The organism is Amycolatopsis sp. M39, assembly GCF_001651785.1.
In the GTDB taxonomy this organism is placed as follows: Bacteria; Actinomycetota; Actinomycetes; order Mycobacteriales; family Pseudonocardiaceae; genus Amycolatopsis; species Amycolatopsis rubida.
Genome location: NZ_LWSF01000001.1, coordinates 921407 through 940682 on the forward strand (window position 1 = coordinate 921407; position 19276 = coordinate 940682).

At 71.0% G+C, this 19276-nt stretch carries 15 protein-coding genes; 5 read left to right on the forward strand and 10 right to left on the reverse strand.

Annotation, left to right across the window (positions count from 1 at the left end; all coding sequences use genetic code 11):
• Positions 1–125: 125 nt before the first annotated feature.
• The 7 genes from A4R44_RS04325 to A4R44_RS04355 all read right to left on the reverse strand — a co-directional run bounded on the left by A4R44_RS04325 (position 126) and on the right by A4R44_RS04355 (position 6784).
• Positions 126–1091, reverse strand: coding sequence for a nitronate monooxygenase family protein (locus A4R44_RS04325; protein WP_067576421.1), 966 nt, complete (start codon positions 1089–1091; stop codon positions 126–128).
• Positions 1088–2659, reverse strand: a complete 1572-nt coding sequence (locus tag A4R44_RS04330; RefSeq protein WP_067576422.1) for an AMP-binding protein — start codon at positions 2657–2659, stop codon at positions 1088–1090. Before A4R44_RS04330 ends, A4R44_RS04325 begins: the two co-directional genes overlap by 4 nt.
• Positions 2656–3396 carry an enoyl-CoA hydratase/isomerase family protein gene (locus tag A4R44_RS04335; protein ID WP_067576423.1) on the reverse strand — a complete coding sequence of 247 codons (741 nt, stop codon included), beginning with the start codon at positions 3394–3396 and terminating at the stop codon, positions 2656–2658. The genes A4R44_RS04330 and A4R44_RS04335 overlap by 4 nt, the downstream gene beginning before the upstream one ends.
• Positions 3396–4586, reverse strand: a complete 1191-nt coding sequence (locus tag A4R44_RS04340) for a CaiB/BaiF CoA-transferase family protein (RefSeq protein ID WP_067576424.1) — start codon at positions 4584–4586, stop codon at positions 3396–3398. Before A4R44_RS04340 ends, A4R44_RS04335 begins: the two co-directional genes overlap by 1 nt.
• Positions 4583–5299 (reverse strand): enoyl-CoA hydratase/isomerase family protein, encoded by a 717-nt coding sequence (locus tag A4R44_RS04345; protein ID WP_232791491.1) that lies wholly within the window; start codon positions 5297–5299, stop codon positions 4583–4585. The genes A4R44_RS04340 and A4R44_RS04345 overlap by 4 nt, the downstream gene beginning before the upstream one ends.
• 17 nt (positions 5300–5316) lie before the next feature.
• On the reverse strand, positions 5317–6237 hold the full coding sequence (locus A4R44_RS04350; protein WP_067576425.1) for a hydroxymethylglutaryl-CoA lyase: 921 nt from the start codon (positions 6235–6237) through the stop codon (positions 5317–5319).
• Between the two features lie 61 nt (positions 6238–6298).
• Positions 6299–6784, reverse strand: coding sequence for a MarR family winged helix-turn-helix transcriptional regulator (locus A4R44_RS04355; protein ID WP_067576426.1), 486 nt, complete (start codon positions 6782–6784; stop codon positions 6299–6301).
• Between the two features lie 97 nt (positions 6785–6881).
• On the opposite strand from A4R44_RS04355, the gene A4R44_RS04360 reads away from it, so the two are divergent.
• From A4R44_RS04360 to A4R44_RS04370, 3 genes are all read left to right on the forward strand, one after another.
• Entirely contained in the window at positions 6882–8219 is a 1338-nt protein-coding gene (locus A4R44_RS04360) for an MFS transporter (RefSeq protein ID WP_067576427.1), read from the forward strand.
• 182 nt (positions 8220–8401) lie between these two features.
• Complete coding sequence (locus A4R44_RS04365; protein ID WP_067576428.1) at positions 8402–9835, forward strand: LCP family protein; 1434 nt, start codon at positions 8402–8404, stop codon at positions 9833–9835.
• Positions 9836–10106: 271 nt separating this feature from the next.
• Complete coding sequence (locus A4R44_RS04370; RefSeq protein ID WP_067576429.1) at positions 10107–13991, forward strand: Pls/PosA family non-ribosomal peptide synthetase; 3885 nt, start codon at positions 10107–10109, stop codon at positions 13989–13991.
• 53 nt (positions 13992–14044) lie between these two features.
• On the opposite strand, the gene A4R44_RS04375 is transcribed toward A4R44_RS04370, so the two are convergent.
• Positions 14045–15229: a CaiB/BaiF CoA-transferase family protein gene (locus tag A4R44_RS04375; protein ID WP_067576430.1), complete on the reverse strand. Its 1185-nt coding sequence runs from the start codon at positions 15227–15229 to the stop codon at positions 14045–14047.
• A complete protein-coding gene (locus A4R44_RS04380; protein WP_202505974.1) occupies positions 15229–16410 on the reverse strand; it encodes an acyl-CoA dehydrogenase family protein in 1182 nt (393 codons plus the stop codon). The genes A4R44_RS04375 and A4R44_RS04380 overlap by 1 nt, the downstream gene beginning before the upstream one ends.
• A 127-nt stretch (positions 16411–16537) precedes the next feature.
• Here A4R44_RS04380 and A4R44_RS04385 point away from each other — a divergent pair, with 127 nt between their 5' ends.
• Complete coding sequence (locus A4R44_RS04385; RefSeq protein WP_067576432.1) at positions 16538–17278, forward strand: IclR family transcriptional regulator; 741 nt, start codon at positions 16538–16540, stop codon at positions 17276–17278.
• Between the two features lie 189 nt (positions 17279–17467).
• A complete protein-coding gene (locus A4R44_RS04390; protein WP_067576433.1) occupies positions 17468–18784 on the forward strand; it encodes an MFS transporter in 1317 nt (438 codons plus the stop codon).
• On the opposite strand, the gene A4R44_RS49975 is transcribed toward A4R44_RS04390, so the two are convergent.
• Positions 18777–19265, reverse strand: coding sequence for a hypothetical protein (locus tag A4R44_RS49975; protein WP_232791492.1), 489 nt, complete (start codon positions 19263–19265; stop codon positions 18777–18779). The genes A4R44_RS04390 and A4R44_RS49975 overlap by 8 nt on opposite strands.
• Positions 19266–19276 lie beyond the last annotated feature (11 nt).

Below are 19276 nucleotides of genomic sequence, written 5' to 3' on the forward strand. Positions count from 1 at the left end.
GGGGCCGCGCTGGCCCGATGCCGCCTGATCGGCACGGCCGGATCGCCCTCGTCGCGGGGGCGACCCGCGGCTCCGGTCGGGGAATCGCCGCCGCGCCCGGCGACGCCGGGGCGACCCCCTAGCAGTCAGGCACCCGCGAGTCGCGGCAGCCGACGCACCGCGGCCGCGTACTCCTCCGCGATCCGCGAGACGATCTCCGCCGCCGGGAGCACGTCCGCGATCAGCCCGGCCGACTGGCCGGCCTCGACCTTCCCCGTCGCGACATCCCCGTGCAGAGCGGCATCCTTCAACGACGAAGCCTGGAAGACCTTCCGCCGCAATGACTCCTCGGCACCGGAAGCTTCCAGCTCCGCCATCCGGGCGGTGAAATCGTTCGACAGCGCACGGATCACCCCCAGCCCATGACCCACTGTCCGCGTGTCATCGACGCCGGCGGCAACCACCGCCTCCTGATAGGACGGGTGCACAGTCGCCTCGGAACTCGCCAGGAATCGGGTCCCGAACTGAGCCGCGCCAGCACCCAGAGCCAGCATCGCGGCCAATCCGGCGCCATCGGCGACTCCGCCGGAGGCGATGACCGGGACGTCAGGGACCGCGGAGACCACGGCACGCACCAAAACCTGCGTGGTCACCATCTGCGGCGGCGGATGTCCGCCGGCCTCGGCGCCGACTACCACCAAACCGTCCACGCCGGCGGCGGCGGCCTTCACCGCATGCGAAACCCCGGCGACGACGTGCAGGCACCGGGTGCCGGCAGCGTGGAACCGATCGAGATACCGTCGCGGGCCGCCTTGGGAGGCGATCAGGACCGGCGGGCGGCGGGCGAGCAGGAGGTCGATCACCTCGTCGGCGCCTGCCCGGTAGAGCGGCAGGTTCACCGCCCACGGACGGTCGGTCCCGGCGGCCATTTCGTCCAGCACCCGCGCCAGATCGGGCAGGCGCATCGGACCGGCGGCGACGACGCCAAGGCCGCCTGCGTTCGACACCGCCAAGGGGAGTGCCGAGGACGACGAGGCCCACGACATTCCGGCCTGGATGACGGGCAGGTCCAGGCCCAGCACATCGGTGACCGAAGTACGCAGCCGCGTCATGAGTTCTCCAGCAAGGCCCGGGCGTAGCTGGCCAGTTGGTTCTTCTGCACCTTGGCGCTGGCGGTCATGCCGATGGCCTCGAAACCGTCGACAATGCGAAGGTGCCGCGGGACTTTGAAACCTGCCAAACGCTCTTTCGCCCACCGGAGCAAGTCTTCTTCCGAGATGCCCGGTGAAGTCAGGACGACAAAGGCGAAGGGCACTTCGATCAATCGCTCGTCGGGGACCCCGACGACAGCGGCCTGCCGCACGGCGGGATGCCGGTGCAGCACGTCCTCGACATCCGCGGGGGCGACGTTTTCCCCGCCGACCCGGATGATTTCCTTGGTGCGGCCGGTGAAATGCAACCGGCCCGAGTCGTCGAGCACACCGACGTCTCCGGTGGACAGCCAGCCTTCGGCGTCGATGGTTTCGGCGGTGCGCACGGGGTCGTCCAGATAGCCCCGCATGACGTTCCAGCCTCGAACCAGCACGGAGCCGGGCTCGCCGGGGGCGCAGTCGCGGGTGTCGTCCAGGGACCGGATGCGGATCTCCACGCCTGGCTCGGGTGCCATCGCTCCGGAGGCGCGGATTTCTTCCGGTTCCCACCAGGCGGACTGGGCGACATTCGGCGACGCTTCGGAAAGTCCGTATCCGGCAACGCATTCGCGGGCGCCAAGCTCTTCGATGACCCGGCGCACGACGGTCGGGGACGCGGCGACCCACGCGCCGCGCAGGGAAAGGCGGCGGTGCGGGCGGTCGGGGTGGTTGAGCAGGAGCAGGGCGATGGTGTCGTTGCCGGAGAAGTGCGTGCACCGCTCGGTTTCCAGCAGCCGCAGCGCTTCTGCCGGTTCGAACTTCGGCATCGTCACCAGAGTGGTGGCGTGCTGCAGGGAGGCCAGTACGGAAAGGGTGCTTCCGGCGACATGGAAGAACGGGCGCGCGGAATGGAACCGGTCGCCGGGGCGCAAACCCATGCGGGCGCCGGAGAAGAAGGCGTCGGCGCACATGCTTCGGTGGGTCAGGAGGACGCCCTTGGGTCGCGACGTCGTGCCGGAGGTGTATTGCACGAGAAGGAGGTCGTCCGGAGTGGCGACGGGTTCAGCAGGGCAACCGGCGGCCAGGAAATCGGTCCAGCTGTCTTGACCCAGGATGATGACGCGTTCCAGCGACGGAAGGGAAGCGCAGCCGGGTTCGATACCGGCGCCGGCGAACAGCTCAGGAAAATTGACGTTGAGGACACGCTCGGCGGCGAACAGAGTGCTGACACCGGCGTGGGCGAGCGTGTAGTGCACCTCCTCGGCGGTGAAGCGGGTGTTGACCGGGACGACGAGCGCGCCCAGCGAGCCCAAGGCGAGGAACAGCGTGACCCACTCAGGAGTGTTGCCCAGGCAGAGCCCGACGCGGGAGCCTCGGCCGATCCCGGCGGCGGCCAACGCACCGCGTACTCGGGCGACCTCGGAAGCCAGTTCCCGGTAGGTGATCCGGGCATCGGCGGTGACGACCGCCTCGACGTCGGGGGCCAGGAGCGCGGCCCTGGCGAGGGCGTCCTGGACGGTGAGCGGGCAGGCGGTGCGCAGGTCGGTCATCGGGTCTCTCCAGTGAACCGGGCGACGCCGTCGCGCCAGCTGCCGTCGGCGAGGTTCTGTTCGATGGCGGACATTTCGATCCGGATGCCGCGGTCCAGGTCGGTTTCCGAGCCCAGGTCCACGGCGCGTTTGGTCAGGGCGATCGCGCCGGGAGGGGCGGCGGCGATCGCGGTGGCCACCTCGGTTCCGGCGGCGGCCAGGTCGGGGACGACGCGGTTGACGAGGCCGAGGGCGGCGGCTTCGGAAGCGGGCAACGGCGTGTTGGTGAACAACAGTTCCTTGGCCCGCCGTTTGCCGATGGCGCGCTGAAGCCGCTGGGTCGCGCCGACGGTGCCCCAATGCGGTTCAGGGAAGCGGAAAACGGTGCCCGGCGCGGCGAGAGCGAAGTCGGCGGCGAGGGCGATCTCCCCGCCGGAGCCGACAACGGTGCCGTGCACCAGCGCCACAACGGGACACCGGCAGGCCTCGATCGCCGCGTAGGCCGCGAAGGACGCGACTCGGCGGCGGCGGACCCAGGCGGCGTCCTTGCCGGTCCGTTCCTTCAGATCGGCACCGGCGCAGAAGACCGGACCCGCGCCGCTGAGCAGCACCACCCGGGCGTCCGAGCGGTCAACGGCGTCGAAGGCCTCCTTCAGCGCGTGGCACATCGCGAGATCCACGGCGTTGCGCGCCGAGGGCCGGGCCAGTTCGACGCGGGCGATTCCGTCGGTGACATCCAGCGTCACACGTTCGTTCATCAGATCACTCCCGCGGCCCGCAGGCCCTCGATCTCGCCGGCCGTCAGTCCCGCCAGGTCACGCAGCACGACGTCAGTGTCCGCGCCGAGCACCGGAGGCGTTCCCGGTACCGGAGCGTCTCCGGAAGTCTCGCGCAACGGCGTGCGCAGCGCTGGGAACGAGCCTTCGACGGGATGCGTGAACTCCCCGACGACGCCCCGCGCGACGGCGTGCGGATCGGCCAGCGCCTCGCGCACCGAACGCACACCGCCAGCGGGGACGTCGGCCGCCTGCAGTTCTTTGACCAGCTGATCTCGGTCATGCTGGGCGATCGCACCGCGCAGTGCCTTCATGACGCGCGCGCGGTGTTCGACACGGCCGGCGTTGTGCCGCAGCGAAGGGTCAGCGGCCAAAGCGGACAAGCCGAGCACGGTGCACAGCGGCCCCCAATGCTGGTCGCTGCCGCTGATGTGCAGCCATTCGCCGTCCCCGGCCTGGAACGCCGCCGACGGCACCCGCCCCGGATGCTCGGTTCCGGTGCGGACGGGATCCTCGCCGAGGGCGAACAACCGGGCGGCGTTCAGCGCGTGCAGGCTGAGCTGGACATCCATCATCGCCACGTCGAGGTGCCGGCCGCGGCCCTCCGACGATCGCCCGGCGAGCCCGGTCAGCACGGCGATCACCACCCACAGCCCGGACGTCAGGTCCGCCACCGGCACCCCGGTCTTCGCGGGCGGGCCGGCGGGATCGCCGGTCATCGCCATCACGCCGGACAGCGCCTGGAACACCGTGTCGTAGCCCTTGCGGCGCGCGTCCGGCCCGGTCTGGCCGAAACCGGTCGCGGACACCAGCACGAGGCCGGGATTCTCCGCGGACAGTTCGGCGTAGCCGAGGCCGAGCCGGTCGAGCGTGCCGGGCAGGAAGTTCTCCACGACGACGTCGGCGCGCGCGGCCAGCTTCCGGACGACATCCCGGCCGCGCGGGTCCTTCAAGTCCACAGTGACCGATTGCTTGCCACGGTTGAAGGCGAAGAAGTACGCGCTCTCGCCGTGCGGCAGCCGGGGCTCGAAACCGCGGGTTTCGTCGCCGGTGCCGGGGCGTTCGACCTTGATCACGGTCGCGCCGAGTTCGGCGAGGATCTGGGTGGCCAGCGGCGCGGCGAGGACCCGGGAGAGATCCAGCACCGTGACTCCGGCGAGCGGGCCGGTCATGAGCGGAACCCGCGCATCAGGGCGTTGACGTCCTGGCCAGCGCGCATCGCGGCGTCCGTCGGCAGGTCCGCGACGCGGTAGAAGAGGTCCTTGGCCGCGGCGAGCGCGCGAGGCTCGACCGAGGCCCAGCGCTGCGCGATGGCGAGCGCCGCGGGCACGATCTCGGAAGGTTCGGCCACCTGGTTCACCAGCCCGTAGGACAGGGCTTCCGCGGCGGTGAGCAGCCGGCCGGTGCTGACCAGCTCGAACGCCGGCTTCCGGCCCAGCTGCCGGACCAGCCCGGTCATCACCAGCGCGGGCACGATCGAATGCTTCAACTCCGGGTAGCCGAACTTCAGATCGGACCCGGCGACCACCATGTCCGCGCCGATCGCGAGCCCGGCCCCGCCGCCGACCGCCGCGCCGCGCACCGCGGCGACCACCGGCACCGGCAGCTGCTGCATGCGCGTCTGGAGCCGGGCGGTGAGCGCGGCGCGTTCGAGGACCGCGTCCGGCTGGTCCGGGGTGAGCGACGAGAACTCGTTGAGGTCGGCACCGGCGCAGAACCCGCGTCCGGCCCCGGTCAGCACGACAGCGCGGACTCCGGGATCGCGGCCCGCTTCGTCGAGCGCGGTGTCCAGCGCGCGGGTGAGCGCGGTGTCGAGGGCGTTGAGTTTGTCCGGCCGGTTCAACGTGAGGACGCGGACGGCGTCGTGGTCTTCGGTCAGCAGCACAGGTTCTCCAGTGAAAGTCAGGCGGTGGCGAATCCGGCTCGGGCGACCATGCTGTACAGCGGGCGGCCGAGCGCTTCTTCGCAGGCCGCGGACGCCGCGGCGAGCTGGTCGGGATCGAGGCCGGTTTCGACGCCCATCGCGGCGAACAGGCTGGCCAGGTCCTCGGTGCACACGTTGCCGGTGAGCCCGGCTCCGTAGCCGATCTTCGCCGGATGCCCGCCGACGCCGCCCATCGCGGAATCGAAGTGGCGGCACCCGGCCTCCAACGCGGCGACAGCGTTCGCGATCCCGGTTCCGCGTGTGTTGTGCAGGTGCGCGACCAGCGGCAGGTCCGGGTTCTCGCGCGAAAGCCGGGTGTAGAGCGCGCGCACCGAGCCCGGGGTCGCGACGCCGGTGGTGTCGCCGAGGGTCACCAGGCTCGCGCCGAGGTCGGCGAACCGCGCGACGTCTTCGGCCACCCGGCCCGGGTCGACCTTGCCCTCGAACGGGCAGCCGAACGCCACCGAAACCACTCCGACCAGGCGAAACCGGCTGTCGGCGAGCTTGACCATCTCGGTCACGCGCTCCCATTGACCGGCCCGCGTGGTGCGGAGATTCCGCTTGGTGTGCGCTTCGGTGGCGGACACCAGCAAGCTCAGTTCCTCGGCGCCGTGCCCGGCTTCGAGGTCCGCGAGCGCGCGTTCGACGGCGCGCGGGTTCGGGCAGGTCGCCTTGAACGCGACGCCCGGGCGCCGGTCGATCCCGGCGAGCACCTCGGAGGCGTCGGAGAATCCGGGCACCCGCGCGGGGTGGCTGTAGCTGGTCGCCTCGATCCGGCGGAAACCGGTGCGCGCGAACGAGTTCAGCAGCGCGATCTTCGTCGCGGTCGGCACGGGCTCCGGCTCGTGCTGCAGCCCGTCGCGGGCGAAGCACTCGCAGATCGTGACGGCGTCGGACATCCTGGGCCCACCTCCTCGTCGGTGGATCCAGAAGTACGCGAGGGTGTTGATAAAGTCAACACTACTCGGCGGCCGAGTGAGCCCGCTCACTCTCCTCGACGGCCAGCGCGTGCTCGGCCAGCTTGTCCAGCGCGCGGTCCAGCACTCGCGCCTCCTCGCCGGTGAGGGTGGCGAGGAAGTCCGCGTCGCGTTCGTTGGCGGCGGTGATCAGGCCGCGGTACACCCGGGTGCCCTCGGCGGTCAGCGCCAGCTGCGACGTGCGCCCGGACCCGGCCGTGCGGTTCACCAGTCCGCGGTCGGTCAGCCGGCTGACCACTCGGCTCATCTGGGCTTTGTCCAGTCCGGCGCGGCGCGCGAGCCGGTTGAGCGTGAGCGTCGGGTCGGCCGCGATGAGCGCGATCGCGCGCCATTCGCCGAGGCTCACGCCGAAGTCCCGCCGGTAGCGCACCGCGGCGCTGCGCGACATCGCCGACGACGTGCGCGAGAGCCGGTAGGACAGCAGTCCGGAGATGGGGACCAGGTCGTGTCCGTCCGCGCGTTCGGCCATGGCCGTGCATCGTAGCCGTTACCGGCTGGGTGTTGACAAACTCAACACTTGATGCGGAGACTGCCACTCGCCCGATCCGGACGAAGGAGTCTCAGCCGTGGCCGAACCATCCGCTGTCACCGGCGCTCCGGCAACCGCCGCTGGTGACCGCAAAGCGACCTATCGCACGATCGCCCGGCGCGTCATGCCGCTGCTGGTGCTGTGTTACGTCGTCAGCTACATCGACCGCACCAACATCGGGATCGCGCAGCAGGGTCTCAAACGGGATCTCGGCTTCGGTCCCGCCGTGTACGGGCTCGGCGTCACGCTGTTCTTCGTCGGCTTCATCCTCTTCGAGGTCCCGAGCAACGCGCTGCTGGCCCGCATCGGCGCGCGCAAGACACTCGCGCGCATCATGGCCACCTGGGGCGTGATGACCGTGGTGACCCTGTTCGTGCAGAACGAGATCATGTTCTACGCCGCGCGCTTCCTGCTCGGCGTCGCGGAAGCCGGGTTCTTCCCCGGCGCGCTGTACCTGCTGTCGCTGTGGTTCCCGTCGTCGCGGCGGACCCGGATGACGGCCGTGTTCTTCATCGGCATCCCGGTGTCCGGCGCGCTCGGCTCGGTGATGTCGGGCTGGATCATGCACTCGCTCGGCGGCGTCGGCGGGCTCGCGGACTGGCAGTGGCTGTTCCTGATCGAGGGGATCCCGCCGATCCTGCTGGCCGGGCTCGTGCTGCTCTTCGTCACCGACGGCCCGGAGCAGGCGAAGTGGCTCACCGCGGAGCAGAAGGCGGCCGTGCGCGAGGACCTCGACGCGGACCTGCGGGACAAGGGCGCGGAGACGCAAAAGCACAGCGGCTTGCTGCTCGCCCTGCGCGACCCGAAGGTCTGGATCCTCGGGCTCTGCGCGTGCGGCGCGTACACGCTGGCGAACGCCGTCTCGTACTGGACGCCGCGGATCATCGCCAACGCCGGCGTCGGCAACGTCCTGAACCTCGGGTTCTTCTCGGCGATCCCGCCGCTGCTCGGCATCGTGGTGATGCTGCTGGTCGGCAGGCATTCCGACCGGACCCTGGAACGGCGCTGGCACGCGGCGACGAGCTGGATCGTGGCGGTGTTCGCGATGCTCGCGATCTCGGTGTCCGGCGGCAACGTCGTGGTGGTCATCCTGTTGCTCGCGGTGATGGCGGCGGCACACTACTCGGGGCTTACGGTGTTCTACTCGATCCCGTCGATCTATTTGACCGACCGGGCCGCGGCCACCGGAATCGCGGTGGTGACGTCGATGGGTTCGTTCGCGGCCGCCGCTTCGCCGTCGCTGCTCGGGTTCATCGAGTCCTCGACCGGAAGCCTGTCGCTGGGACTGCAGATCAGCGCGGGCATCATCCTGCTCGCCGTCGTGGTGCTGCTCGTCGGCGTCCGGCCCGGCGATCTTCGCGAACGCCGCCGCTGACCCTCCCTGCCGGCGTCCGGTGCCGGGTCCGCCGAACCAGGCGGTGCCGACCCGCCAAAGTGTGAGCTTCGCCGGCGGGTGCCCGGTTGACCTTGGCGGGCCGCCCGGCGGGCCTTTCCTCTCATCGCTCTCACAGCAACTCCGGAGTAGACCGGGTGCGCCGGAGGGAGGAGCGGTGCACGATGGAGCGCGCGAACGGGCATTGGGCCGAGCGGATCGGCGTGGTCGCGCTGGTCTCGGTTCTGCTGGGCGGAGCCGCCTACGGGTGGGCCGAGCTGCGCGCGCTGCTGTCCGGGGTGACCGCGTCGACCGCGCTCGACGGGCAGGCCCGGCCGGGCGGGGACACGAACATCCTCGTCATGGGACTCGATTCGCGGCTCGACGAGCGGGGCGAACCGCTGCCCGCCGAGCTGTACGAGCAGCTGCACGCGGGAGACCAGCACGTCGGCGGCTACAACACCGATGTGCTGATGCTGCTGCACGTTCCGGCCGACGGCGGACATCCGACGGTCATCTCCGTCCCGCGCGACGATTACACCGATCTCGCCGGCTGTCCGGACGGGGTGTGCCAGGGCAGGATCAAGGAGGCTTACGGGTACGCGTTCGCCGCGGCGGCCAAACGTCTTGCCGCGCAAGGCGTCACCGAGAAGGCGGATCGAGAACAGCGGTCCCGCGACGCCGGTCGCGCGGCGGAAGTCGCGACGGTGCGCCAGTTCCTCGGCGGAGTCGCGGTGGACCATTTCGTCGAAGTCACCCTGGTCGCGTTCTATCAGCTGGCTCAGGTCGTGCAGCCGGTCACGGTGTGTTTGACCGAGGCCGCGCACGACAGCTACTCGGACGCGGATTTCCCGAGCGGGCAGCAGCGGATTTCCGCGGCACAGGCGCTCGCGTTCGTGCGGCAGCGCCGGGATTCCCGGCACGAGTTCACCGACCTGGACCGGGAACGGCGTCAGCAGGCGTTTCTCGTTTCGCTGGCGCATCAGCTGAAAGAAAGCCGGGTGTTCGGCGACCCGGAGAAACTCGGGCAGCTGGTTTCGGTCGCGCGGGAGAATGTCGCGACCGATTCCGGACTCGACCTCAACGCGCTGGCGCGGCAGGCGGAATCGTTCGCAGGCGGGGATCTGACGTTGGCGTCGCTTCCGGTCGAACGGTTCGAAAAAGACGCGCGCGGCGAAGACGTCGACATCGTCGATCCGGTGGAGATCCGCGCCGCCGCGGCCCGGCTGCTCGGCCGGACGGTCCCGCCGCCGCCCGCCGCGACGGCCGGGCCCGCGGTGGACGTGGTGAACGCGAGCGGCCGTGCGGGCGCGGCTGCCCGGGTGCTCAGGACGCTCCCGTCGCGGGGATACCGCGCCGGGCGCACGTCCAACGCACGGCACACCCATCGCACCGTCGTCCGTTACGGGCGCGGGGATTCCGCGGCGGCGGCGAAACTCGTGGCCGCGCTCGGCGGCGGATACGGCGTGGGCTACGACGGCGCGCTGGCCGCGGGGGAGCTGAAACTGGTGCTCGGCACCGATTTCCGGGAAAAGGACGGCCAGGTGGACCCGGTGCCGGTCGCCCCGGTTTCGCCCGCCGACGAACTGTCCGGAGGCGGGGTGCCCTGCGTGCGGTGAACGGGAGAGGCACAAAGATCCGGTGAACCCGATGAGAACGAATTCCGAAATTAACTCTGCCGAGTGACGTCGGCGGCACTCCGTCCGCTCATGTCCGGATCCGCGTGACGAGCCGCACAGCAGCGGCCGGGGGATTGCCCGATATCTGTTTTTGTTCCGATCTCAGCGTCCGGGAACGGCGCTGCTGCTTCAGCCCGGCCTCACGTCGCCCGTTGTTGAGTGGCGTCCGGCCGGTTTCGTCACTCCTGTTCTCCTGGAAAGAGGTTTTCCTGTGACGCTGGACGCGGATCGGGCGCGCACAGGCGCGCCCGAGAGGCTCGCCGAAAAGGCGACGGCGGTTTACCGGGCGGGCCCCGCACCCGTCATGCGCACGCTTTGCGACATTTTCGCCGAAACGGTGCGCGAACACCCCGACGCGCTCGCGCTGGACGACGGAATCGAGCGCGCGACGTACCGCGATTTCGCCGCGCAGGTCGAAGAACTCGCCGGACGCCTCCGCGCCGCCGGGGTCCGGCCGGGCGACCGCGTCGGCATCCGGATGACCTCCGGCACCGCGGCGCTGTACCGCGGCATTCTCGCCGTTCTTTCCGCTGGTGCGGCTTATGTTCCGGTCGACGCCGACGATCCGGCCGACCGCGCCGGGACGGTGTGGACGGAAGCTCGGGTAAGCCTGGTCCTGAGCGATGCGGGGTTGCCGCCCGCGCGCGGACCGCAGTGGCCGCGAGTCCGTCCGCAGCCGCAGGACGACGCGTGGATCATTTTCACCTCCGGTTCCACCGGCAAGCCCAAGGGCGTCGCGGTCACGCATCGCGCGGCCGCGGCCTTCGCCGACGCTGAAGCGCGGCTGTTCTGCACCGCGCGGCCGCTCGGCCCGGGCGATCGCGTGCTGGCCGGGCTGAGTGTCGCGTTTGACGCCTCGTGCGAGGAAATGTGGCTGGCGTGGCGACATGGCGCGTGCCTGGTCCCGGCACCGCGCTCGCTCGTCCGCGCGGGCGCCGACCTCGGGCCGTGGCTCGTCGAGCGCGGCGTCACTGTCGTGTCCACGGTGCCGACGCTCGCCGCACTGTGGCCAGTGGACACTCTGGCCGGCGTCCGGCTGCTCATCCTCGGCGGCGAAGCGTGCCCGCCGGAGGTCGTGACGCGCTTCGACGACGGCAAAAGGGAAATCTGGAACACTTACGGCCCAACGGAAACCACCGTCGTCGCGTGTGCGCAACGGCTGCACGCGGGCGAACCGGTGCGGATCGGGCTGCCGCTAGCGGGCTGGGACCTCGCGGTCGTCGACCCGGAAGACCCGGCGGGCATTCCGGTGCCGTGGGGCCGCAGCGGAGAACTGGTGATCGGCGGCGTCGGCCTCGCCCGGTACCTCGACGCGGCGAAGGACGCGCAGAAGTTCGTGCCGCTGCCGGGCCTCGGCTGGAGCCGGGCGTACCGCAGCGGAGACTTGGTGCGGGCGGTGCCGGAGGGCCTGGAGTTCGTCGGCCGCGCGGACGGTCAGGTCAAGATCGGCGGACGACGCGTCGAGCTGGGCGAGATCGACGCCGCGCTGCGTGCGTTGCCCGGAGTCGCCGCGGCCGCGACGGTCGTGCGGCGCACGGACAGCGGCGCGCAGGTGCTGGTCGGATACGTGGTGCCGGAAGGCGAGAGCCTTGATCGCACCGCCGCGCGCGGTCTTCTGCGGGACCGGTTGCCCGCGGCTCTGGTGCCCCGGCTCGCGTTGGTGCCGGAGCTGCCGGTGCGCGCGTCGGGCAAGCTCGACCGCGACGCGTTGCCGTGGCCGCTGGAGGAACCGGCCGCCGCGCCGGTGGCGCCGTCCGATCCGAAGCTGGCATGGCTGTTGCGGGTGTGGAGCGAACACCTCGCGGCCGCGGCCGGGCCGGACGACGACTTCTTCGACCTCGGCGGTTCGAGCGTGACCGCCGCGCGGCTGGTTTCCGCGCTGCGCGAACGGTATCCGAGCGCGGCAGTGTCCGATGTGTACTCCTGCCCGACGCCGCGGGAACTGTACGAACGTCTCGCCGGAGCACCGGCCGAAACCGTCGAGGTGGAACAGCCGCAGGTCGCTCCGGTGCGCGGCAGCGGCTGGTGGCAGGCCGGGGTGCAGCTGGTTTTGCTGGCTCTGTCCGGAATGCGGTGGTTGCTCTCGGTCTCGCTGCTCGGCTCGCTGGTTTCGCTGGTGCTGCCGTTGCAGTGGCTGCCGCGGATGTCGTGGTGGATCCTCGTGCCCGCGTGGCTGGTGCTGCTGAGCCCGCCCGGCCGGATGCTGCTGGCCGCGGGCGGCGTGCGGATGCTGCGCGGAAAGCCCGCGCCGGGGGAGTACCGCCGCGGCGGCATTGTCCACATGCGACTGTGGACGGCGGAACGGTTCGCTGCCGTGGCCGGTCCGCCCGGAGTCGCCGGAACCCCGCTCGCCGCGCCGTATGCCCGGTTGCTCGGCAATCGGGTCGGCCGAGGCGTGGACCTGCATGCTCCGCCGCCGGTGAGCGGGCTCGCCGACTTCGGCGACGGCTGCGCGATCGAACCCGAAGCGGACCTGGCCGGATGGTGGCTGGACGGCGCGGTGCTGCGGATCGGCCGCGTCCGCGTGGGAGCCGGTGCCCGGGCCGGCGGCCGCAGCACGCTGCTTCCGGGCACCGACCTCGGTGCCGGATCGGTGCTCCTGCCCGGCTCGACGCTCGACACCCGCGTACCGGACGGCGCGGTCTGGGGCGGCTCCCCGGCCGGGCCCGCGGGCGAACGCCCGTCGCGGCCGACCGCGGCGGCACCGCGAGCGAAGCGGTACTTGCTGGCTTTCGCGCTGGGCGGGACGCTGCGGTCGATGGTCCTGTTCGTGTCCGCGATTCCGCTGGGCGCGGTCGCGCTGCTGCTGATCCCGGCGGCGGACGACCCGCGCGGCGCCGCACTGGCGATCCTGCCGTGGACGCCGCTGCTCGTCCTCGCCGGAATCGTGGTGCACGCCTTGACGATCGTGCTGCTCGTGCGGCTGGCCGGCCTGGCCGTGCGACCGGGGGTCTATCCGGTGCTGAGCCGCGCGGGCTGGGCGGCCTGGTTCGTGCACGAACTGCTGGAAATCGCCCGGCGGCAGCTGTTCCCGCTCTACGCCGCACTGGCGACTCCGGTCTGGATGCGACTGCTTGGCGCCCGAATCGGCCGTGGCGTCGAACTGTCCACTGTGCTCAGTCTGCCGTCGCTGCTGCGAGTGCGGGACGGCGCGTTCCTCGCCGACGACGTCCTCGCCGCGCCGTACGAACTCGACCGGGGCTGGGTCCGGCTGGGCGTCTCCGAGGTCGGGGAACGCGCGTTCGTGGGCAACTCCGCAGTCGTGGGCCCCGGCCGGACGCTCGGCTCGGCCTCGCTCGTCGGCGTCCTGTCCGACACCCCGGCAGACGTCCCCGACGGCACGTCCTGGCTCGGCCGCCCCGCTTTGGAGCTTCGCCGGAGCGCCGACACCGTCGATCCCGCCCGCACTTTCGCGCCGCCGCGCCGGGTGAAGCTGGCCCGCGCGCTGGTCGAGTCCTGCCGGATCGCGCCGCTGCTGATCGCGGGCCTGCTCGCACTCGCCGTGAGCGCGGTACTGACCGGAGCGGACATCGCGGACGGCTTCTGGACCGCCGCCGCCCTCGCGCCCGCGGTGTTCGTCTCGGCCGGTCTCTTCGCCGCGCTGCTGACGACGCTGATGAAATGGACGCTGGTCGGCCGATTCCGGCCGGGACGGCATCCACTGTGGAGCGCGTTCGTGTGGCGGAACGAGCTGTACGACACGTTCGTCGAGACGCTCGCGGTCCCGTGGTTCGCCGGTTCCTTCCTCGGCACGCCGGTGCTGAACTGGTGGCTGCGAACCCTCGGCGCCCGCATCGGCCGCGGCGTCTGGTGCGAGAGCTACTGGCTGCCGGAAACGGACCTCGTCCACCTCGGCGACGGCGCCGTGGTGAATCGTGGCTGCGTGCTGCAGACGCACCTGTTCCACGACCGCGTCATGCGGCTGGATCCGGTCCGCCTCGGCTCCGGCGCGACGCTGGGGCCACGGGCGTTCCAGCTGCCGGGCAGCGCGATTTCCGAGGGGGCGACGGTGGGATCGGGGTCGCTGGTGATGGCGGGGGAGACGGTTCCGCCGCGGACCCGGTGGCGGGGGACGCCGGTTCGGCCTTGGAAGTGAGGGGGTCGTGAGTGGTTATGCCGGTTCTAACCGGCATAACCACTCACGACCCCCTACGAACGCCCCTCACGCACCACCCCCTTCGCCAATGCCCCCTCCACCTCCTCGCGCGACAACCCCGCCGCCGCCAGCACCTCCCGCGTATCCGCCCCCGGCCGCCGCGGCGACTCCGCAGCACACCCCGGGGTACGGCCGAGCTTCACCGGCACCCCGACCCCGCGATACCCGTCCCGCTCCACGACCATCTCCCGGTGCCGCACCTGCGGCGCGTTCATCGCCTCGGCGATGTCGTGCACCGGAGCCGCCGGGACTCCCTTCGCCAGCAACAACTCGGCCAAGTCGTCCCGTTTGTACTGTCCGATCAAGACACTCAGCTCAGCCCGCAACTCGCCGGCATTGCCGACCCGATCGGCATTGGACGCGAACCGCGGATCAGAAGCCAGCCCAGGCGCGCCGAGCACGTCGGCCAGCGCCGCGAACTGCCGGTTGTTTCCCGCGCCGACGAAGAAGGGCCCGTCCGCCGTCGAAAAGGTCTCGTAAGGCGCGATCGACGGATGCGCCGAACCAGTCCGCCGCGGCACCGCGCCGTCCGCGAGCCAGGCCGCGGAATGCGGGTGCAGCAAGCTGATCACCGTGTCCAGCAACGAACAATCCACCAGCTGCCCGAGCCCGGACCGCGCCCGCTCGTGCAGCGCCAGCAGGATCCCGGAAAACCCGAGCACCCCGGTCACCACATCGACCACCGGCACCCCGATCCGCAACGGCGGGCCCTCAGCTTCGCCGTTCACGCTCATCAGCCCGCCATAGGCCTGCAGCACCGCGTCGTATCCCGGCAGCCCGCCGAGCGGCCCGTCGGTGCCGAACCCGGTGATCCGGCAATGAATCAGCGCCGGATGCTCCGCCCGGATCGTCTCGTCCGGCCAGCCCCAGCGCGCGAGCGTGCCCGCCTTGAAGTTCTCCACCACCACGTCCGCGCCGGCGAGCAGGGTGCCGAGCAGCTCGCGGCCGTCCGGACCGGACAGATCGAGCACGATGTTCTTCTTGCCCCGGTTGAGATTCGCGTAATACGCGCTGGTCCCGCCGGGCAGGAACGGCGGCCCCCAGCCGCGCGTCTCGTCGCCCGCGGGCGATTCGACCTTGACCACCTCGGCCCCGTGGTCGGCCAGCATCTGCGTGCAGTACGGCCCGGCCAGCACCCGCGACAGGTCCAGCACCCGCAGCCCGTCGAGCGCGCCCATCAGTACGACCTCGGCAGCCCGAGCACGTGCTGGGACACGTAGTTCAGCACCATTTCCTGGCTGATCGGCGCGAGCCGCAGCAGCCGCGCCTCCCGGAAGTAGCGCTCGACGTGGTACTCCCGCGCGTAGCCCATCCCGCCGTGGGTCTGCACCGCCTGGTCGGCGGCCTGGAACCCGGCGTCCGCGCACAGCCATTTCGCCATGTTCGCCTCCTTGCCGGCCGGCCGGCCGTTGTCGTAGCGCCAGGCGGCGTTGCGCGCCATCAGCTCCGCGGCGTCGAGCCGGGTCGCGGCCTCGGCCAGCGGGAACGCCAGCCCCTGGTTCTGCCCGATCGGACGGCCGAACACCTGCCGTTCCCCGGCGTAGCGGACCGCCCGGCGCAGGGCGGCCCGGCCGAGGCCGAGCGCCTCGTGCGCGAGCAGGATGCGTTCCGGGTTGAGCCCGTCGAGCAGGTACCGGAAGCCCTTGCCCTCCTCGCCCACGCGCGCCGATTCCGGCACCCGCAGCCCGTCGATCAGCACCTCGTAGGAGGACACCGCGTTGCGGCCGAGCTTGGGGATCGCGCGCAACTGCACCGCGTCGGACTCGATGTCCACGACGAACAGGGACATGCCGTCGGTCGGCTTCTCCGCCTCTTCGCGCGGCGTGGTGCGGGCGATCAGCACCATCTTCTGCGACTGGCCGGCCTTGGTGATCCAGACTTTCCGGCCGTGCACGACGTAGGAATCGCCCTCGCGGCGGGCGAAGGTGGAGATGCGCGTGGTGTCGGTGCCCGCATCGGGTTCGGTCACGCCGAAGCAGACGTGCAGCGAACCGTCGACCGCGCCCGGCAGGATCTCCCGGCGCATTTCCTCGCTGCCGTGCTTGACGATCGTGTTCAGCCCGAAGATCGTCAGGTGCATCGTGCTGCACCCGTTCATCCCGGCCCCGGACGCGGCCACTTCTTCGAGCAGCAGCGCGGCTTCGAGGATGCCGAGCCCGCCGCCGCCGTACTGCTCCGGGATCGCCATGCCGAGCCAGCCCGCGGAGGCGAACGCGTCGTAGAACTCGCGCGGGAACTCGGCTCGTTCGTCGCGTTCGGCCCAGTACTCGTCGGGGAACCGGGCGGCCAGCTCGCGCACGGCGCGCCGGATGTCCTCCTGGTCTTGGCTCAGCTGGAAGTCCACAGTGCTGCTCTCCATTGTGCGTATATGAGAACGCGAAGTTCGGATATACGTCCAACGTAAGACGGCGCGCGGCTCGGGTCAAGCGCCGTGCGGGGTGGTCGCCGCGATAGGGTTCGCATGTACGAACGCAGGGGAGGCTGCCATGACCGAGTCGACGGCCAAGGCCCACCGGACGGTCGGCCGCGTCACCAGCATCCTCGAATGCGTCGCGCGGCAGCCCGGGATGCGGCTGCACGAGCTGTCGGTATCTCTCGACGCGCCGAAATCCTCGGTGTTCGGCCTGGTCAAAGGCTTGGTGTCGACCGGCTACCTGGTCGAGGCCGACGGTGCCTACCGGCTCGGCCCGGCGCTGGGGAACCTGCTCACCGGCGGCCTGCCCGGCATCGCGACCGCGGCCCGGCCCGCCTTGGAAGAACTCCGCCGCCGGTTCGGCGAGACGGTGATGCTCGGCGCCGCGGTCGGGGATTCGCTGATCTACGTCGACGCGGTCGAGTCCGAGCAGCCGATCCGCTATTCGGCGCCGCTGCGCACCCGGCGGCCGCTGTATCCGCCGAGCGCGGGCAAGATCTTCCTCGCGTACTGGCCGGCGCGCCGACGCGAGGCGTACCTGAGGTCAGTGCTCCCGGACGCCGAGCGCGTGCGGGCCGCGATGGACGAACTCGACACTGTCCGCGCCGAGGGGGTCGCGCTCAATCGCGGCGAAACTCTGCCCGACGTGAGCGCGGCGGCGCGGCCGATCCTGGTCGACGGAGAGGTCGTCGCGGCGATCGCGGTCGCGGGCCCGACCCCGCGGATTTCCGGCCGTCTGCCGGAGATCGGCGACGCGCTGGCCGGCATCACCGCGGCGGTCGTGAAGCGCTGGGAAGCCGCGCGCCAGGGCTGACTGCTCGCGAGTGTTGACCGCGGTGAGAACCGTGATCAACACTCACGAGACCCGCCCCCGCCCCTTGACCCTGCGCCCGCACGCCTCTTAGCATCCGGATATACGCATCAAGCGTTCCCAAATACGCACGCAAGGGCGCGCGCCGGCTGGCTTCCGCTCGCCTGTGCCCCAGTTCCGGAGAGCAGGACCATGCCCAGTGTTGTGGACGACAGCGTCGGAACGACCCGGAAAGCCCCGCGCGGAGTCGGCGTGGCGGTGGTCGTCGGCTCCGCGCTTGAGTGGTTCGATTTCTACCTCTACGCGTCGATGGCCGCGCTGGTGTTCGGCCAGGTCTTCTTCCCGCCCGGCAACGACGCGGCCGCGACGATGGCCTCGGTCGCGACGTTCGCGGTCGGCTTCCTGGCCCGCCCGGTCGGCGGCATCGTCTTCGGCGCGCTCGGCGACCGGATCGGCCGCAAGAAGGTGCTGTCGTGGACATTCGTGCTGATGGGGGTTTCCTCGGCAGGCATTGGATTGCTGCCGAGTTACGCGAGCGCCGGGCTTCTCGCGCCGGTGCTGCTCGTGGTGCTGCGGCTGGCGCAAGGACTCGGCGCCGGCGCGGAATTCGGCGGCGCGATCGCGGTCGCGTACGAACACGCTGATCCGGGCAAGCGCGGGCGGCAAGGCTCGTGGCCCGCGCTGGGCGTGAACGTCGGGTTGCTCGTCTCCTCGCTCGCCGTCGCCGGACTGACCACTTTGGACAAGGAATTCCTGCACGGGTTCGGCTGGCGGATCCCGTTCCTGGCCAGCTTCCTGCTCGTCGGCGTCGGACTGTGGGTGCGCCGCCGGGTGCCGGAAACCCCGGAGTTCGAGAACCTGGTGCGCAGCGAGAAAAACCGGCCGCGCGGCTGGGCGAACCGGCCGCTGGTGAAGCTGTTCCGCAGCGACTGGCGGGCGCTCGCGGTGGTCATGGTGATCACCATCGGCTACAACGGCGTCAGCTATGTGTTCAAGACGTTCTCGCTCGCCTACCTGACGAATTTCCGCGGAGTGCCGGCGAATGTCGGCGCGCTGGGGATCAGCATCGCGAGCGGGACGGCGATCGCGACGGTGCCGATCGCCGGGTGGATCAGCGACCGGATCGGCGCGAAGAAGGTCGTGGTCGCCGGTGCGGTCGCGACGGGATTGCTGGCGTTCCCGTTCTTCTGGCTGCTCGACACCGGCACCAGCTGGTTCGTCTGGCTGGGCCTGGTGATGGCGACCGGCATCGTGGTTCCGGCGATGCTCTCGGCGCAAGGAGCGTTCCTGGCCAAGCAGTTCCCGGCCGAAGTCCGCTCGACCGGGCTCGGCACCGGCCGCGAGGTCGGGGGAGCGGTGTCCGGCGGGCTCGCGCCGCTGGCCGCGCTGGCGATCGTGGAATCCTCCGCGACGCACGCGACCTGGGGTGTTTCGCTGCTGTTCCTCGCGGGTGCGTTGTGCATCGGGCTCGGCGCGCTCGCCGATCAGAGCCGCAACGCACTCAACTGAGCCGCGGCCACCTGGTGCGGGTCTTGGGCAGTTCGGGGCCGGACCCGGCTTCGGCGACCGAGCGTTTCAGGCTCGCGCGGTGAGGCAGGACGTGCGCCGGAAAACCGTTGCCGGAAGGGCGTTCCGGCGGCTTCTCGGCACCGGCGGCCACGAGCGTCCACCCGGAACCGAGTTCGATCAGGCTCTGGTGCTTCGTGGTGTAGTGCTCCGGTGAAACGTCAGATGGAAGCGGCTGGTGACCGCGGTGCCACACGTCGCGGAACGGGTGGAACTCCGCGCCGGGAAGTCCGTGTTCCAGCAACGTGAAAACCTCGCGGTCGACGCGAGGAATCCCTTCCGTCACAGCGGGTTCGCCCGGTGGCAGCCGCCACGCGCGCACCAGGTCGAGCACCTGCGCGGACGGTCGCTCGGCTCCGATGTCCGACTGCACGCACAGGTTGAACTCGGGTGTCGTGGGCGTCGTCGCAGGACCGTTCGACACCCGCGACACCG

Coding starts and splice junctions, on each gene's coding strand:
- A4R44_RS04325 (WP_067576421.1), bottom strand. CDS start 1,091: ATGACGCGGCTGCGTACTTCGGTCACCGATGTGCTGGGCCTGGACCTG.
- A4R44_RS04330 (WP_067576422.1), bottom strand. CDS start 2,659: ATGACCGACCTGCGCACCGCCTGCCCGCTCACCGTCCAGGACGCCCTC.
- A4R44_RS04335 (WP_067576423.1), bottom strand. CDS start 3,396: ATGAACGAACGTGTGACGCTGGATGTCACCGACGGAATCGCCCGCGTC.
- A4R44_RS04340 (WP_067576424.1), bottom strand. CDS start 4,586: ATGACCGGCCCGCTCGCCGGAGTCACGGTGCTGGATCTCTCCCGGGTC.
- A4R44_RS04350 (WP_067576425.1), bottom strand. CDS start 6,237: ATGTCCGACGCCGTCACGATCTGCGAGTGCTTCGCCCGCGACGGGCTG.
- A4R44_RS04355 (WP_067576426.1), bottom strand. CDS start 6,784: ATGGCCGAACGCGCGGACGGACACGACCTGGTCCCCATCTCCGGACTG.
- A4R44_RS04365 (WP_067576428.1), top strand. CDS start 8,402: ATGGAGCGCGCGAACGGGCATTGGGCCGAGCGGATCGGCGTGGTCGCG.
- A4R44_RS04375 (WP_067576430.1), bottom strand. CDS start 15,229: ATGGGCGCGCTCGACGGGCTGCGGGTGCTGGACCTGTCGCGGGTGCTG.
- A4R44_RS04380 (WP_202505974.1), bottom strand. CDS start 16,410: ATGGAGAGCAGCACTGTGGACTTCCAGCTGAGCCAAGACCAGGAGGAC.
- A4R44_RS04385 (WP_067576432.1), top strand. CDS start 16,538: ATGACCGAGTCGACGGCCAAGGCCCACCGGACGGTCGGCCGCGTCACC.
- A4R44_RS04390 (WP_067576433.1), top strand. CDS start 17,468: ATGCCCAGTGTTGTGGACGACAGCGTCGGAACGACCCGGAAAGCCCCG.